Raw genomic sequence first — 16,061 nt, 5'->3', positions numbered from 1 at the left:
ACGCTCCGACTCGCCGGCCCCGGGCCGGTGGGGCGGCCTCCCCTACCCGAAAGGCGAATTCCCATGGGTTTCAAGACCGGCCACTTCCCGGAAGTGGATTCCGCCACCTTCCGTCAGCTCCCGTTCCGGGATCGGTTGCGGGCCATGGCGACCCACTGGGTCGACCACGGATTCGGCACCCCGAAGATGGTGCACACCGTCTACATCCTCAAGCTGCTGTTCCTCTACGTCGGCGCCGGCACCGCCCTCGCGACGCTGACCTCGGGCCTGTCCTGGCTCGACGTGGCGTCGTGGTGGAACCAGCCGATCGTCTACCAGAAGCTGATCCTGTGGACGGTGCTGGTGGAGGGGCTCGGCGTCGGCGGCTCGTGGGGCCCGCTCGCCGGGCACTTCAAGCCGATGACCGGCGGATTCCATTCCTGGCTGAAGCCGGACACGATCCGGCTCCCACCGTGGCCGGACAAGGTGCCGGGCACGGCCGGTGACCGCCGCACCGTCGGCGACGTCGCGCTCTACGCCGTGCTGATCGTCACTCTTCTTGTCGCCATTGTTCTTCCGGGTGTCCACACCGCTTCGATCGACGCGGTGGTCGCCGACAATGCGGGACTGGTCCGGCCCGCCGTCGTGGCACCGGTCGTCGTGCTGCTCGTCCTGATCGGCCTGCGCGACAAGGTGATCTTCATCGCCGCGCGCAGCGAGCAGTACCTGCCCGCGCTCGTGTTCTTCACCTTCCTGCCGTTCGTCGACATGATCGTCGCCCTCAAGCTGCTCATCGTCACCGTCTGGGTCGGCGCCGGCGTCTCGAAATTCGGCCACCACTTCTCCATGGTGATCCCGCCGATGATCAGCAACACGCCGTGGATGCTGTCCAAGACGGTCAAGCGCGCGCACTACCGCAACTTCCCGAACGATCTGCGCCCGTCCGTGCTGGCCGGCGGCGTCGGGCACGTCCTGGGCACCCTCGTCGAGATCGCCACCCCGCTCGTGCTGCTGTTCTCCACGAACCGCACCCTCACGCTGCTCGCCGTGCTGCTGATGGTGGCGTTCCACTTCTTCATCGCGTCGACCTTCCCGCTCGCGGTGCCGCTGGAATGGAACCTGCTGTTCGCCTACGCCACGGTCTTCCTGTTCTGGGGCTTCCCCGCCTGGGACGGTTACGCCGTGACCGACATGTCGTCGCTGTGGCTGGCCGGTGCGATCACCGCCGCGTTGTGCTTCTTCCCGGTGCTGGGCAACCTGCGGCCCGACCTGGTGTCGTTCCTGCCGTCGATGCGGCAGTACGCCGGCAACTGGGCGTCGGCCACCTGGGCGTTCGCGCCGGGCGCCGAGGAGAAGCTGAACCGGCACATCGTCCGTGGTGCGCAGAACACCCGCACCCAGCTGCTCGCCACCTACCCGGAGGACGTCGCGGACGTGGTGATGCACCAGCTGCTCGGCTGGCGGTCCCTGCACAGTCAGGGCCGGGCCCTGTTCTCCCTGATGATGCGGCACCTCGGGGACGACATCGACACCTACGACCTGCGCGAGGCCGAGTTCTCCTGCAACTCGATCGTCGCCTTCAACTTCGGTGACGGGCACCTGCACAACGAGCACCTCATCGCCGCCATCCAGCGCCGCTGCAACTTCGCCCCCGGCGAGTTCGTCGTCGCGTGGATCGAATCGCAGCCCATCCACAAGGGCACCCAGGAGTACAAGGTGATCGACGCGGCCCTCGGCGTGATCGAACGCGGCACCTACCGGGTGGCCGACGCCGTCGCCGAGCAGCCCTGGTTGCCCAACGGACCCATCCCGTTCGACGTGCAGTGGACAATGGACCGCACAGACGACGGGCAGCTGGAGGTGAAGGCGTGAGTACAGCGGTCGTGGTCGGCAGCGGGCCCAACGGGCTCGCCGCCGCCGTCCACCTCGCCCGTCGCGGTGTGGACGTCCAGGTCCTCGAGGCAGCCGAGGAGATCGGCGGCGGTACCCGCTCCGGCGAGCTCACCGTCCCCGGCCTGGTCCACGACCACTGCTCGGCCTTCCATCCGATGGGCGCCGGCTCCCCCTACCTGCAGACCCTCGGCCTCGAACGGTACGGCCTGCGGTGGCGGTGGCCGGAGATCGACTGTGCCCATCCCCTCGACGGGGGCGAGGCTGCTCTGCTGCACCGCTCCCTCGACGTCACCGCGGCGGGCCTCGGCGCGGACGGCCCACGGTGGCGGCGGATGTTCACCGATCTCGCATCCGGCTTCGACGCACTGGCCGCGGACCTGATGCGACCGGTGCTGAACGTCCCCCGGCATCCGCTGCGGCTGGCGGCGTTCGGGCCGCGGGCCCTGCTGCCCGCGACGGCCGCGGCCCGCTGGTTCCGGACCCCGAAGGGGCGAGCCCTGTTCGGCGGCATCGCCGCCCACGCCTACCACCGGCTGGACCGCCCGGCGACGTCCGCCGTGGGCCTGATGATCACCGCCGCGGGACACCGCTACGGGTGGCCGGTCGCCGAGGGTGGTTCCGTCGCGATCGCGCGCGCCCTGACAGCCCAGCTCGCCGAGCACGGCGGCAAGGTGCACACCGGCGTCCGGGTCCGTCGCGCCGCGGACCTGCCGCCGGCGGACGTCGTCCTACTCGACGTCGCGCCCGGCGCTGCCCTCGACATCCTCGGCGACAAGATGCCGCCGCGGATCGCCAAGTCCTACCGCAGGTTCCGGCATGCGCCCGGCGCCTTCAAGGTCGATTTCGCGATCGACGGTCCGATCCCGTGGGCCGATCCGGACTGCGGGCGGGCCGGGACCGTCCACCTCGGCGGCGAGTTCGCCGAGATCGCCCGGGCCGAACGCGACGTCGCGACGGGACGCATGCCGGACAAGCCCTTCGTGCTGCTCGGCCAGCAGTACGTCGCCGACCCGACCCGCTCGGTGGGCGGCCTGAACCCGGTGTACGCCTACGCCCACGTCCCGGCCGGCTACACCAGTGACGCGACGGACGCGATCGTCGCGCAGATCGAGCGGTTCGCGCCGGGGTTCCGGGACCGCGTCGTCGCGACCTCGACGACCACACCGGCCGATCTCGCGCGGCAGAACCCCAACCAGATCGGCGGCGACATCGTCGGCGGCGCCAACGCGGACCTGCAGGTGGTCTTCCGGCCACGGATTGCCCTGGACCCCTACAGCACCGGGGTTCCGGGGGTGTACCTGTGCTCGGCTTCCACCCCGCCCGGGGCGGGCGCGCACGGGATGTGCGGCTACAACGCCGCCGAGTCGGCGCTGCAGCACCTGCGGAGCACGGGCCGTGACTGAGCCGGTGCTCTCGGGGCAGCCGGCGGGCGCAGCGTCGGCCGCCGACGAGGTCCGGCGCGTCGTCGCCGAGGTCGCGCGGCGGTTCGACGCCCGCCAGCGGGAGATCACCCGGTCCATGACCGCGATGATGGCGCGCGAGATCGCCCACCTCGACGAGGATCCGCAACTCGTCGAACTCCTCGAGGCGAGCGTGCACGGCAACATCGCGACGATCATCCACGTGCTCACCAACGAGATCCCCGCCGACCACCTCCAACCCACCACGGCAGCAGTGGAATACGCGCTCCGGCTCGCGCAGCGCGACGTGCCGTCGCATTCCCTCGTCCGGGCGTACCACATGGGGCAGAACGACCTCATGCGGCTGTGCTTCGACGAGGTGCGGTCGATGAACCTGCCGCCGCAGGTGACGCTCGACGTCGTCGAGTACATCTCCGCGGTGGTCTACCGGTACATCGACTGGATTACCCTGTACGTGTTCGACGCGTACGAGAAGGAACGTCGCCGGTGGTCGGCCGTGCGCGGCAACGTGCACTCGGCCCTCATCCACGGTCTCGTCGACGGGTCCGAGACCGACGCCGCGGCGTTCGAGGCGGAGACCCGGTACCGGCTCGGCCGCTGTCACGTCGCGGTGATTGCTTGGACCACAGCCGAATCCACAGACGGCGCCCTCAATCCGCTGGACCGGCTGGTGCGCGCGGTGGCAGTGCATCTCGGCTCGGACGCACCGCCGATCCTCACCGCCATCGACCGGCGCACGGTGTGGGCGTGGCTCCCGTTCGATCGGCGCCGGCCGGCAATCGATACGGCGGCACTCGACGCCGTCGTGCGCTCCCATCCGGCCGGCCGCCTGGCGGTCGGTCTGCCCGGCTCCGGCCTGGCCGGCTTCCGGCGTTCCCACGAGCAGGCCCAGGCCGCGTATTCGATTGCGGTGGCTCAGGCCACGTGCACCCGGCGGGTTGTCGGCTTCGGGGACCGCGGGGTCGCGGTGGTGTCGCTGCTCGCCCGCAACCTCGACGCCGCGCGCGCGTGGGTGGGCGAGATCCTCGGTCCGCTCGCTGACGACACCGAGCAGGCCGCGATGCTGAGGGTCACCCTCGGCACCTACTTCGCCACCGGTGAGAGCCACCTGCACACCGCGGAGCGACTGAACCTGCACCGCAACACCGTCAAGTACCGGATCAACAAGGCGCTCGGCGACCCGACCAGTGCACCTGCGGTGCACGACAAGCTGGACATCGCGTTGGCGCTGCAGGCGTGCGAGTTCCTCGGAAATGCGGTGCTGCGCTGACGCGCACCGGCCCGGCGGTTCTGGGAGGATGCGTCGTATGAGCATCTTCGGGGTGAAGGCACTGGTCTTCGACGTGTTCGGCACTGTGGTGGACTGGCGCACCAGCATCGCGCGGGAGGCGGCGCCGTTCCTGGCCCGCCACGGAAGTGCCGCCGACCCGGCCGTGTTCGCCGACGCGTGGCGGGCCCGCTATCAACCGGCGATGGAGGCGGTGCGGGCGGGCGCGCGGCCGTTCGTCCGCCTGGACGTGCTGCATCGGGAGAACCTCGAGGACGCCCTGCGCGAGGTCGGCGTCGATCCGGCCGGCATCCCGGGGGACGAGCTCGATCGGCTCAACCTCGCGTGGCACCGGCTCGACCCGTGGCCCGACGCGGTCGAGGGACTGACCCGGCTGAAGCGGCGTTTCGTCGTCGCGCCGCTGTCGAACGGCAACATCGGCATGATGGTGGACATCGCCAAGCGCGCGGGTCTGCCCTGGGACGCCGTCCTCGGTGCCGAGGTCGCGCGCGCCTACAAGCCCATGCCCGAGGCGTACCTGCGCACGGCCGAGGTTCTCGGCCTGGAGCCGGGCGAGGTGTGCATGTGCGCCGCCCACAACGGGGACCTCGCGGCCGCGCGGGCCTGCGGCCTGCGGACCGCGTTCTTCGCGCGACCCACCGAGCACGGCCCGGACCAGGCCACGGATCTGCACGCGGAACAGGACTGGGACGTGATCGCCGACGACCTGATCGACCTCGCCCGCCGCCTCGACGCCTGACGGCGCCCGTGCGCGCTTTTGGTAGCGGCTGCTACCAAAAGCGCGCACGGGGTCAGGCGCCGATCAGGCCGTCGGACTTCCAGGCCGCGACGACCGCGGGGCGCGGCTGGGCGGTGCCGCCGTCGGGCCAGTGCGACGACGGGGCGTCCCACGTGGCGTCGTCGGTCTCGCCCGGGTGCTGCACACACACGACGACGCGGTTCTCCTGCACGATCGGACCGCACGTCTCCGCACCGACGGGCACGGTGAGGAACTGCTTGGTCTCCCCGCGGCGCGGACCGTCGAGTGCGACGCTGAACAGCCCGTCGTTGGACTTCAGGGCGTTGCCGTCGGTGGAGATCCACAGGTTGCCGTGCGGATCGAAGGCGAGGTTGTCCGGGCACGAGATCGGGCTGACCTGCGCTTTGTCGAAACCACCGAAGTAGGTGTCGGCGGCCTCCGGATCGCCGCAGACCAGCAGCAGGCTCCAGGTGAACGACGTGCCCGCGTGATCGTCGTCGATCTCGAGTACCTGCCCGTTCTTGTTGTTGTTGCGGGGGTTCGCCACGTCGGCCGCGGCCTTGCCGTCCTCGCCGCGCTTGGTGTTGTTGGTCAATGCGACGTAGACCTTGCCGGTGACGGGGTTCGGCTCGAAGTCCTCGGGCCGATCCATCTTCGTGGCCCCGACCTTGTCCCCGGCCAGGCGGGTGAACACCGCGACCTCCTCGGCGGTCATGCCGTCGACCAGGGACTCGCCGCGGCCGTCTTCGGCCGTGCGCAGCAGCGGGATCCACTCCCCCGTGCCGGTGAACGCTCCGGATGCGGGAAGCGCACCGCTGCCGTCGATCTCGTCCGGCGCATCACCGGTCAGCTTGGCCACGTACAGGGTTCCGGCGTCGAGCAGCGTCATGTTGTGCCGCATCGCCGCCTGCGACGTGCCGGGCTGCATCGTGCGGGAGGAGACGAACTTGTACATGTAGTCGAAGCGTTCGTCGTCGCCGCTGTAGGAGACGACGGTTCCGTCGGCCGTGACGTGGATCGTCGCGGCCTCGTGCTTGAACCGACCGAGCGCGGTGTGCTTGACCGGCACGGACGTCGCGTCCCAGGGGTTGACCTCGACGACCCACCCGAACCGGTTGACCTCGTTGGGGGTGGCGACGATGTCGAAACGCGGGTCGAAGCGCTCCCACAGGCGTTCCGACGCGCCGCCCTCGAGGCCGTAGCGAGCGAGTCGCTCGGCGGCGACGGGGTCGGTGACGTTCTCGGCGTTGGCGAAGTACTGGTTGAAGTTCTCCTCACCGGAGAGCACGGTGCCCCACGGGGTGAGACCGCCGGCGCAGTTGTTCAGGGTGCCGAGCACGCGGGTGCCGGTCGGGTCGGCGGCGGTCCGGACCAGGTCGCTGCCCGCGGCGGGACCGGTGAGGAGGAACTCGGTCAGACCGGTGATGCGGCGGTTGTACGGACCGAATTCCGGTGTGAGACGACCGGATCCGGATTCGCCCTTGACCTGCACGACGGACAGCCCGTGATTGGCCCATCCGATGCGCACCTGCTCCTCGGTGGGGTTGTCGGGATCGTAGCCGGCGAACATGAACGGCTCGGACGTGTACTCGTGATTGACCACCAGCAGGTAGGTGTTCGGCACGCCGTCGACGGGTAGCAACCCGGCGAAGTCGTTGTTGTAGCCGAACTGCTTCTCCTGCGCCGCCGCGCTCTGGTTGCCGATGTCGAAGGCGGGCGCGTCGGGCAGCACCGGGTCGCCCCACCGGATGACGACGGCCTGGTCGTAGCCTTCGGGAACGGTCACGACGTCGTCGGTGTTCGGCGCGACCGCGACGAAATCCGTGCCGGTGGGGACAGGACCGAGATCGGCCGGACCCGACGTGGCGCCGGCGCCGCCGGTGCTACCCGCATCGTCGGAACACGCGGCGAGCACGCCGCCCGCTCCGACCGCGAGCACTGCCATCGCGCCGCCGCGCAGCACGCCGCGCCGGCTCATGGCGGTGCGCACGACGTCACCGAAGTACTCGCCGCCGGAGGTGTTGGGAACGGCGTGGGAACACGCGTTGCCACACTTGTAGCGACAGGTGACGGCGGCGCGTGACGACTTGCCGTCGTGCGTGACGATCAGCGGCAGGAAATTCGGACTCACAGGTACTCCCTCGTCGAATCGGTTCAACGCGGGCACCGTAGGAGACCGAAACCAGGCGAAGGGAAAGACGAGGTGAACGTCCGGTGTGCCCTTTGGGCTGCCCCAGCCGCCCAAAGGACACACCGGCCGCGGAGCGGTCTACAGCACCTGGGACAGGAACTGCTGCAGGCGCTCGGTTTTCGGGGCGTCGAACAGTTCCTCGGGCGCGCCGGTCTCGACTACCGCGCCGTGGTCCATGAACACCACGGTGTCCGACACCGAGCGGGCGAAGCCCATCTCGTGGGTGACGACCACCATCGTCATGCCGCCCGATGCGAGGTCGGCCATGAGGGCGAGCACGCCCTTGACGAGTTCCGGATCGAGCGCCGAGGTGGCCTCGTCGAAGAACATCACCTGCGGGGCCATCGCGAGGGCGCGGGCGATCGCGACGCGCTGCTGCTGCCCGCCGGACAGGTTGCCGGGACGGGAGTCGGCCTTGTGTTTCAGGCCGACCAGATCGAGTTGTTCGAGGGCGAGTGCCCGGGCCCGTTCCTTCGACAGCCCCTTGAGCTTGTGCGGGCCGAGCGCGATGTTCTCGGCCACCGTCTTGTGCGGGAAGAGGTTGAAGTGCTGGAACACCATCCCGATCCGCTGCCGCAGCTCGTCGGGGTTGTCCTTCAGCACCGAGCGGCCGTCGAGGAGGATGTCGCCGGCGTCGGGTTCGTGCAGCCGGTTGAGCACGCGCAGCAGCGTCGACTTGCCCGAGCCGGACGGGCCGACCACGGTGACGGTCTTCCCGGCGTCGACGTGGATATCGACGCCGCGCAGCACGCGGTTGGTTCCGAAGGCCAGGTGCAGCCCGGTCCCGGTGAGGGACACGCTCTCGGGGACGGTGGTCGGCATCGGTCAGCCCCTCTCCACGACGAGTTCCTGTTCGAGCGGGTCGAGGGTGGCCTCGGGCCGGCCGGTGCGCAGGCGGTGGTCGATGTAGTTCACGAGGTGCGTCAGCGGCACCGTGAGGATCAGATAGAACAGGCCCGCCGCGACGAGCGGGGAGAGATTGCCGGTCTGGGCGTTCAGGTCGCGGCCGACGGCGAACAGTTCCCGCTGGGTGGCCAGCAGGCCGAGGAAGTAGATGAGCGACGAGTCCTTGATGAGCGAGATGAACTGGTTCATCAGCGCGGGCAGCACGCGCCGCACGCCCTGGGGGATCACCACCAGCGTCAGCGCCCGGCGGTAGCTGAAGCCCAGAGCGCGGGCAGCCTCCATCTGTCCCGGTTCGACCGACTGGATGCCCGACCGGAAGATCTCCCCGATGTAGGCGGCCGCGAGCAGCGCCAGGGCGGCGGCGCCGAGCCAGTACGGGTTGTTGCCCGTCAGGCCCTGCACCACCGGTCCGGCGCCGAGGCCGACGAGGAGGATGATCACCACGGCGGGCAGGCCGCGGAAGATGTCGGTGTAGACGCGGGCGGGCCAGCGCAGCCAGCGGGTGCGGGAGATCCCGGCCATGGCGAGCAGCATGCCGAGGATCGTCCCGGCGACGCCCGAGGTGACGGCGAGGATCAGCGTGTTGGGCAACCCGGTCTTCAACAGATCCGGGAAGGCATCCCGGTACAGCTCCCACGAGAAGAACGTCTCGCGCAGCTGCTCGAGCGTGGACTTCGGTTCAGTCGACGCCGGTTCCTCGCCGGTGGCGGCATTCTCGGCGGCCAGCGCCGCGAAGTCCGGTAGGTCCGGTTCCGGCGCGGCCCTGCTGCCGGGTTTCCAGCCTTCGGGCAGTTCCCTGGGCACCCATTGGGTGTACAGCTCGGCCCAGGTGCCGTCGGCGATCAGCGCGTCGAGCCCGGAGTTCAGGGCGTCGATCAGCGGTTGGTTCTCCCTCGCGACGGCCCAGCCGACGAAGTTGTTGAGGCTGAAGGTGTTCTGCACGATCGATGTGGGATCGCCGGGGGCGATGGCACCCTCGGCCTGCTGCGACGGCGCCACCCACGCGTCGATCTGGCCGGTCTTCAGGTTCGCGTAGGCGGTGTTGTAGTCCGGGAACTTCACCGGATCGAGGCCGAGGGTGTTGACGACGTAGTCGTCCTGCACGGTGCCCTGCACGACCCCCACGCGCGTGGCGGCGTTCAGGTCGCCGAACCCGCGGATCGGGCTGCCGTTCTGCACGACCAGCGAGAAGTACCCGAAGTCGTAGCCGTTGGTGAAGCCGACCAACTGGCGGCGTTCGTCGGTGGTGGTGATCGACGACGAGCCGACGTCGAAGCGCCGGCCGGCCACCTGGGCGAGCAGGCCCGCGAATTCGGTGCCCACGAACTGCACACGCAGGCCGAGCTTTTCCGCGATCGCCTTCAGCAGTTCGTTGTCGTAGCCCGTGAATTCGCCGCTCGAGTTCACGCAGATGCTCGGCGGCGCATCGGAGAGCGTACCGACGGTGAGCACCCCGGGGGTGATGAGGTTCAGCCGCGCGACGTCGATCGAGTCCAGGGGCACCACGTCCGGCGTCGTGTACCGGTCCTCCGCGGCGGCGGCCGACGTGTCCAGGTTCGCCGGTGCCGCGGACGCCGAGCCGACTCCGGGCGGGGAACACAGGTCTTGCGGAGCAGACGAGCGATCACCGCCCGACGAGCAGGCCGTCATGGTCAGCGCCAGGAGCACCGCCAGGAGCAGCGCTGCCACGGTGCTCCGTTTCGCGATCACGGATTCGGGCATGGTGGGAGCCTAATCCGAATCGAGGCGCCGGGCGGGTCAGCCGCCGGACGGCTCGATCGAGACCGTGGAGGCCCGCAGCCGCTCCCCGCAGTGACTGCACGCCAGGACGGGGGTGAAGGTGTGGTCGCACTCGCGGTGACACAGGACGATCGCCGGTCCCTCCGGTGCGCGGAACCAGCGCAGCCCCCAGTCGATCATGCAGGCGACGACGGGGAAGAACGCGCGCCCCTTGTCGGTCAGGTGGTAGGTCACCCACGCCGGGCGGGCGGGATTGGGCAGTTCCTGAAGCACGCCGAGTTCGGTGAAGCGCCGGAGCCGGCCGGCGACCACCGTCGGCGGCGCACCCATGCGCTCGGCGAACTGCCCGTAGCGGGTGGCGCCGAGGAACGCCGCCCCGAGCAGTGCCGCCGACCACCGGTCGCCGAGCAGTTCCATCGTGTGCGGCAGGATCTCCGGCGAGCGGGCGCGGCCGGACCGGCGGCGCCCGGTCGCGGCCGGCACGCTCCGCGACCACTGCCCGCTGGGGCCGAGCTGCGCCTCGACGTCGGGTGCGCCGACGGGACGGTCGCAGTGGCCGCAGACGAGGACCGGGGTGAAGCGGGCGGCGCAGACCGTGTGCCTCCGGGCCGGGAGCTGCCCCCTGTCGTCCGGCGCCCACTGCTGTTCCCACGCCCACATGGTGAGCAGGACCGGCCACACGCCGTGGCCGCGCGCCGTCAACCGGTACTCGTGCCGGGCCGGCCGCGTCTGGTACTGCACCCGCTCGAGGAGTTCCGAGTCGGTGAGGCGGGTCAGCCGCGCGGTCAGCACCGCGTTGGAGATCTCCCCCCGCTCGATCCAGTCCCGGTAGCGGCGGTCGCCCTGCAACGCGTACCGCAGGATCCACAGGTTCCATTCGTCGCCGAGGATGCCGAGGGTGACCGCGATCGCGTTGTCACCGCCCGGCTCGAGTTCGGTGACCGTGCCGGAACCTGCCATCGACACATGATCATAGGTTCAGGACGTCGCCGGCCCGGTCCGCGTCCCGCCATCCCGGGAGGTCCGACCCCGCCGCCCACGTCGAGTGGGTGCCGCTCGAGACCCGTTCGGGCAGTCGGATCCGCGCGAGCGGTCCGTCCGCGGGTCGCTGTGCGTCGAAGACCAGGCATTCGGACCGGTCCCGGTTCATGTCGGTGGTGATCGTGATCAGGTAGCCGTCGTCCTCGCCCGCGGACCCGGTGCGGGGCGCCATCACCGTCTCGCTGCCGAAGACGCCCTCGCCGAACGAGTAGTGCTCCTCTGCACCGGTCTGCACGTCGTGTTTGACGAGCCCGTCGAAGAGGAACCAGCCCGGTACCCCCGTCGCGGCGTAGGTGTAGCGGTGACGGACGCCGCCGTGATGCGGATTGATCATTCCGAATTCGGTGACGGACTCGGACAGCCGCTCCTCGGTGAGCGAACCGGTGCGCAGGTTCAACCGCCAGCGGTGCAGGTGGGTGCCCATGCGGTCGAGCGCCAGCGAACGGAACAGCCGCCGGTAGATCGTTCCGGTGCCGTCGTCCGGCGGTTCCGGCGTCTCCTGATGGAATCCCTCGAGCACGATCTCGTCGCCGTCCTCGTAGGCGTTGGTCCAGTGCAGCACGTAGGTCGGATCGGCGTCGAACCAGGTGACCTGGTCCGCACGGCCGCGCCGGGGTACGACGCCGAGCCGCATCGGCAGGTCGGGGTGGTAGCGCGGCACGTACTTACCGCATGCGAGAGCCTCCGGGATCCAGAACAGGGGGCAGTCGTTGAGGATCGCGTAGTTCTCGGTGAACGCCATGTCGTGGGGCAGGCGCGGGCCGGGCAGGGGAACGTCGACGTAGTGCACCAGCCGATCCTCGGCATCGACCACGCCGTAGTGCATGTACGGGGCGTCGGTGCCGTAGTTGAAGAACAGCAGTTCGCCGGTGCGGGCGTCGGCCTTCGGATGCGCGGAAACGCCCCAGTCGGAGGGGAACCGGCCGTCCCATGTGGCCTTGCCGAGGGTCTCGAGCGTGGTCGGGTCGAGGCGGTAGAGGTCGCCGCACTGCCAGAAACTGGTCAGGGCGACGCCGCGGTGCACGGTGACGTCCGTGCTGGAGGCATCCTTCATGCGGCCGCGAGCGCCCCAGCCGTCCTGGCGGATCGAGTTCTGTGGCCGTTCGGCGATGCCCGCCCACAACGGGCCGCCGGCCTCCTGCTCGGCCAGGAAACCGTCGGTCCTCACGAATCTGTTTCGGTAGAAGGCCTTTCCGTCTCGGAAGCCGACGACGTGCACCATGCCGTCCCCGTCGAACGGATGGTAGAGACCTTCGAGTGCCGGGTGCGCCGGGTTCTCGGTGTTGCGCAGGTAGACGCCGTCCAGATCGGCCGGCAGGTCGCCGACCACCTCGAGGTCGTCGGCGCGATGCTCGGTGTGCTGCGGACGCCACGGACCGGTGCGGTACGGGTGGTCGTCGTCCGCGGGCAGGGTGGACAGTGCCCGTCCCAGGATCTCGAGTTCCATGGATGTCCTTTCAGCCGACGACGAAACTGACCGTGGTGGTCGTGCTTCCGCCGATGTTCAGGGTCGCGGCTCGTGCGGCGCCGGGGACCTGGTAGTCGCCGGCGCGCCCGGTGATCTGGCGGTGGCAGTCGAGCAGCATCCGGACTCCGGTGGCGCCGACCGGGTGTCCGCCGCCGAGGAGACCGCCGCTGGGGTTCACGGGGATGCGGCCGCCGATCTCGAGGTCGCCGTTCTCGATCGCCCGCCAGCTCTGTCCGGGGGCGGTGATCCCGAAGTGGTCGACGGCGAGGTATTCGCCGACGGTGAAGCAGTCGTGTGTTTCGATCAGGTCGAGGTCCCGGACGCCGCCGATGCCGCTCCGCTCGAACGCGTCGACGATCGTGGCGCGCACGTGCGGCATGACGAGGGGATCGTCGCCGCCGCGGGTGAGCTTGCCGGACAAGGACAGTCCGACCGTGCGATGTCCCCACCCGAGGATGCGGGTCATGTCGTCGACGGTGCGGGGGTGCCGGCTCAGGTAGCGGTTGCTCAGCAGCACCACGCCCGCGGCCCCGTCCGTCAGCGGACTGCAGTCGGCCCTGCGGAGTCGTCCTTCGACCACCGGATTGGCGGTCTCGTCCGGGCCGAAGCTGCCGGGTCCGTATGTCCGGTTGCGGGTCTGGGCATTCGGATTGGCGCGCGCATTGCGGATGTTCAGTTCCGCGATCGCCCACAGGTGCTCGTCGTCCAGGCCGTAGCGGCGGTCGTACTCGTCGGCGATCTTGTCGAACATGTACGGCCACATGTACTTCGCCTCGGCGCCCTCCTGTCCCACCCAGGCCGCGGCATCCATGACCCGGGTGGCGGCGTCGCCGGGGACGCACCGCTCGAGTTCGACGCCGAGGACGAGGGCGCAGTCGTAGCGCCCGGCCTCGAGATCGGCCGTCGCGGCGAGCACGGCCAAGGAGCCGGACGCGCAGGCCCCCTCGTGCCGGGTGGCCGGGATTCCCCACAGTTCGGGCAGCACGGAGGCCGGCATGCCGCCGAGGTGCCCCTGACCGGTGTAGAGCTGTCCGAAGGCGTTGCCGACGTGGATCACCCCGACGTCGGCGGCGTCGATGCGGGCGTCGCGCAGCGTTTCCGTCACCGTCTCGGCGACGAGGTCCGCGACGGTCAGATTTTCCCTGGTGAGGTTCCGCGCGAAGTCGGATTGGTATCCACCGGCGATCCATACGCCTTCAGGGTTCACGCCGCTCACCGCCTGGGTTCGACCGTCCGTGGTTTCAACTACAGTAAACAGAGTGACTGGTCCGGCGCAACGGTGCGTCGTCGGGAACCGGGCACCCGGCCGCCGCGTCCCCGGCGGTGCGAACCCCCGTTGTCAGGCCAGGCCGGAGAGCGGCGGCGCGGAGTTCTCGTCCCGCCACCCGATCGCCTCGACGAGATCCGTCAGGTCGTAGTCGGGTCCGCTCACGCCCACCGTGAACAGGGTGACGCCGGCGTCGACCAGCGCGGCCGCGTTCTCCGTGCCGCGCCACGGCACGGACCGCTCGATCTGGTTCGGCGAACGGCCGACGTCGGCGCAGCGCGCGGCGAGGATCTCGGCCTTCTCCCGGTGGGTGTCGAGGTCGCCGAAGCTGTGCCAGATGTCCGCGTACTGCGCGACCAGCGGGATGGTCTTACGCGGCCCGCCGCCGCCGATGAGCAGCGGGATGTGCCGGGTGGGCTGCGGCTCGAGCTTGCCGAGGCGGGCGGTGATCCGGGGCAGGTACTCGCCGAGCAGTTTCAGCCGGGAGCCCTTGGTGCCGAAGTCGTAGCCGTACTCGACGTAGTCCTTCTCGAACCAGCCGGCGCCGATGCCGAGGATGAGCCGGCCACCGCTGATGTGGTCGACGGTGCGGGCCATGTCGGCGAGCAGATCGGGGTTGCGGTAGCCACCGCCGGTGACGAGTGCTCCGATCTCGACGCGCTCGGTCTGTTCAGCCCAGGCTCCGAGCATCGTCCAGCATTCGAAGTGGGCGCCGTCCGGGTCTCCGGAGAGGGGATAGAAGTGGTCCCAGTTGAAGACGATGTCGGCGCCCGCGTCCTCGGCGCGGCGCACGGTGTCGCGGATCCTGCCGTAGTCGGGCTGGTGCTGGGGCTGGAGTTGGAGGCCGATGCGTATGGGACGGTGCATGGGTCAACGGTAGGGCTGTCGCGCAGGTCTCGCAGCCGATCCGCGGCCGCGTTCCGGTGGTGCAGCCGACGGCTCGGGCGCACAGTGGAGGAATGCGCCTCACCGAGCCTGCCGCACCCCCGACCGGGCTGCGCCGCCGATTCCTGCGCGCTCCGGTCCACCTCTACCGGATCGGGCTGGGACGAGTGCTGGGCCGCAGATTCCTGCTGCTGCACCACGTCGGCCGGCGGAGCGGTGCGCCCCGGCAGGCGGTGCTCGAGGTGGTGAACCACGAGGACACGTCCGGCGGGTTCGTCGTGGCCGTCGGTTTCGGGCAGCAGACCGACTGGTACCGGAACCTGCGGGCACATCCCGCGGCGCGGGTCGAGTCGGGTCGTGAGCGCGTCGCGGTGACCGCGGAGTTTCTCGGTCCGGAGGAGGCCGCGGAGTTCATGGCGAGGTACGGGCGCCGGCACCCGAAGGTCGCGCCGCGGCTGTGCGCGGCGATGGGGTTCGAGGTCGACGGCAGCGAGACCGACTACCGGGAGGCGGGCCGGCATCTGCGGTTCGTGCGGTTGCGGCGTACCTGAGGCGCGTCAGCGGTCTGCCCCGGCGCGGCTCGCGAACCGCTGTGCCAGTCCCTGCAGGAACGATTCGAGTGCCAGTTCGAAGCCGTCGCGGTCGATCTCGTCCGCGTGTTCGCGCAGCCGGTGTGCCTGCGACAGATGCGGATAGCGTTCCCGGTAGATGGCGAGATCGTCCAGGAAGCCCCCGGAGAACGAGGCGATGGCCGAGCCGACGACGAGGTACTTGATCGACGCGCCGATCAGGGTTGCGGTGCGTGGGGGCCAGCCGCACCGGGTGAGGCCGCCGTGCACGGCGTTGGCGTGGTCGAGGGCGAGCTCCCGCCGGCCGGGGCTGCGTGCGAGGAACGGGACGAGATTCGGATGCTCGGCGAGGGCTGCGCGATAGGACCTCGCCCAGCGGCGTAGCGCGTCCTGCCAGTCGTCGGTGTCGAACCCGCTGACGTCGACGGACTCGCCGATCCGGTCGGCGATGTCGTCGAGCAGCTCGTCCTTGTTCGCGTAGTGGCTGTAGAGCGACGGGGCGCGGACACCGAGCTCCGCGGCGATCTTGCGCATGGACAGTTCGTCGAGGCCGTGCTCGTCGACGAGGCGCAGCGCGGTATCGCGGATGAGCGGGCGGCTGAGCAGCGGGGTGCGGGGCCGGGCCATCGGCGCTCCCTCCTCTTCGGATCCGGAACCTGGACAACCTTACACCG

General features: G+C 70.0%; 13 protein-coding genes. 5 read left to right on the top strand and 8 right to left on the bottom strand.

Annotation, left to right across the window (positions count from 1 at the left end):
• The first annotated feature begins 63 nt into the window (after positions 1-63).
• Genes AC2IPW_RS24765 through AC2IPW_RS24750 form a run of 4 tightly spaced genes read left to right on the top strand, consistent with a single transcriptional unit; the run spans position 64 to position 5,320 of the window.
• Positions 64-1,851 carry a DUF3556 domain-containing protein gene (locus AC2IPW_RS24765; protein ID WP_486375925.1) on the top strand — a complete coding sequence of 596 codons (1,788 nt, stop codon included), beginning with the start codon at positions 64-66 and terminating at the stop codon, positions 1,849-1,851.
• The gene (locus AC2IPW_RS24760) at positions 1,848-3,275 is read left to right on the top strand and encodes a phytoene desaturase family protein (RefSeq protein WP_486375924.1); all 1,428 of its coding nucleotides are present in this window, start codon (positions 1,848-1,850) and stop codon (positions 3,273-3,275) included. Before AC2IPW_RS24765 ends, AC2IPW_RS24760 begins: the two co-directional genes overlap by 4 nt.
• Positions 3,268-4,563 (top strand): PucR family transcriptional regulator, encoded by a 1,296-nt coding sequence (locus AC2IPW_RS24755; RefSeq protein WP_486375923.1) that lies wholly within the window; start codon positions 3,268-3,270, stop codon positions 4,561-4,563. The genes AC2IPW_RS24760 and AC2IPW_RS24755 overlap by 8 nt, the downstream gene beginning before the upstream one ends.
• Positions 4,564-4,600: 37 nt before the next feature.
• Positions 4,601-5,320, top strand: coding sequence for a haloacid dehalogenase type II (locus AC2IPW_RS24750; RefSeq protein WP_450120919.1), 720 nt, complete (start codon positions 4,601-4,603; stop codon positions 5,318-5,320).
• Between the two features lie 52 nt (positions 5,321-5,372).
• Here AC2IPW_RS24750 and AC2IPW_RS24745 read toward each other — a convergent pair whose 3' ends face one another.
• The 7 genes from AC2IPW_RS24745 to AC2IPW_RS24715 all read right to left on the bottom strand — a co-directional run bounded on the left by AC2IPW_RS24745 (position 5,373) and on the right by AC2IPW_RS24715 (position 14,800).
• Positions 5,373-7,451 carry a PhoX family protein gene (locus AC2IPW_RS24745; RefSeq protein ID WP_450120918.1) on the bottom strand — a complete coding sequence of 693 codons (2,079 nt, stop codon included), beginning with the start codon at positions 7,449-7,451 and terminating at the stop codon, positions 5,373-5,375.
• Between the two features lie 138 nt (positions 7,452-7,589).
• Positions 7,590-8,333 carry an amino acid ABC transporter ATP-binding protein gene (locus AC2IPW_RS24740; protein ID WP_003934972.1) on the bottom strand — a complete coding sequence of 248 codons (744 nt, stop codon included), beginning with the start codon at positions 8,331-8,333 and terminating at the stop codon, positions 7,590-7,592.
• A 3-nt stretch (positions 8,334-8,336) separates the two neighbouring features.
• Positions 8,337-10,139, bottom strand: a complete 1,803-nt coding sequence (locus AC2IPW_RS24735; RefSeq protein WP_003934971.1) for an ABC transporter substrate-binding protein/permease — start codon at positions 10,137-10,139, stop codon at positions 8,337-8,339.
• 36 nt (positions 10,140-10,175) lie between these two features.
• Positions 10,176-11,117 (bottom strand): winged helix-turn-helix transcriptional regulator, encoded by a 942-nt coding sequence (locus tag AC2IPW_RS24730; RefSeq protein ID WP_486375922.1) that lies wholly within the window; start codon positions 11,115-11,117, stop codon positions 10,176-10,178.
• Between the two features lie 10 nt (positions 11,118-11,127).
• On the bottom strand, positions 11,128-12,645 hold the full coding sequence (locus tag AC2IPW_RS24725) for a carotenoid oxygenase family protein (RefSeq protein WP_486375921.1): 1,518 nt from the start codon (positions 12,643-12,645) through the stop codon (positions 11,128-11,130).
• Positions 12,646-12,655: 10 nt separating this feature from the next.
• Positions 12,656-13,882, bottom strand: a complete 1,227-nt coding sequence (locus AC2IPW_RS24720; RefSeq protein ID WP_486375920.1) for an acetyl-CoA acetyltransferase — start codon at positions 13,880-13,882, stop codon at positions 12,656-12,658.
• A 123-nt stretch (positions 13,883-14,005) separates the two neighbouring features.
• Positions 14,006-14,800, bottom strand: coding sequence for an LLM class F420-dependent oxidoreductase (locus tag AC2IPW_RS24715; protein ID WP_416062232.1), 795 nt, complete (start codon positions 14,798-14,800; stop codon positions 14,006-14,008).
• A 92-nt stretch (positions 14,801-14,892) separates the two neighbouring features.
• Between AC2IPW_RS24715 and AC2IPW_RS24710 the strand changes: the two genes are divergently transcribed.
• Positions 14,893-15,369, top strand: coding sequence for a nitroreductase family deazaflavin-dependent oxidoreductase (locus tag AC2IPW_RS24710; protein ID WP_486375919.1), 477 nt, complete (start codon positions 14,893-14,895; stop codon positions 15,367-15,369).
• Between the two features lie 6 nt (positions 15,370-15,375).
• Here the strand turns inward: AC2IPW_RS24710 and AC2IPW_RS24705 are convergent, their stop codons facing one another.
• Complete coding sequence (locus AC2IPW_RS24705; protein WP_054371767.1) at positions 15,376-16,014, bottom strand: TetR/AcrR family transcriptional regulator; 639 nt, start codon at positions 16,012-16,014, stop codon at positions 15,376-15,378.
• Positions 16,015-16,061 lie beyond the last annotated feature (47 nt).

Source organism: Rhodococcus sp. NS-SX18, assembly GCF_057367935.1.
This window is presented reverse-complemented; position numbering and strand designations above follow the sequence as displayed.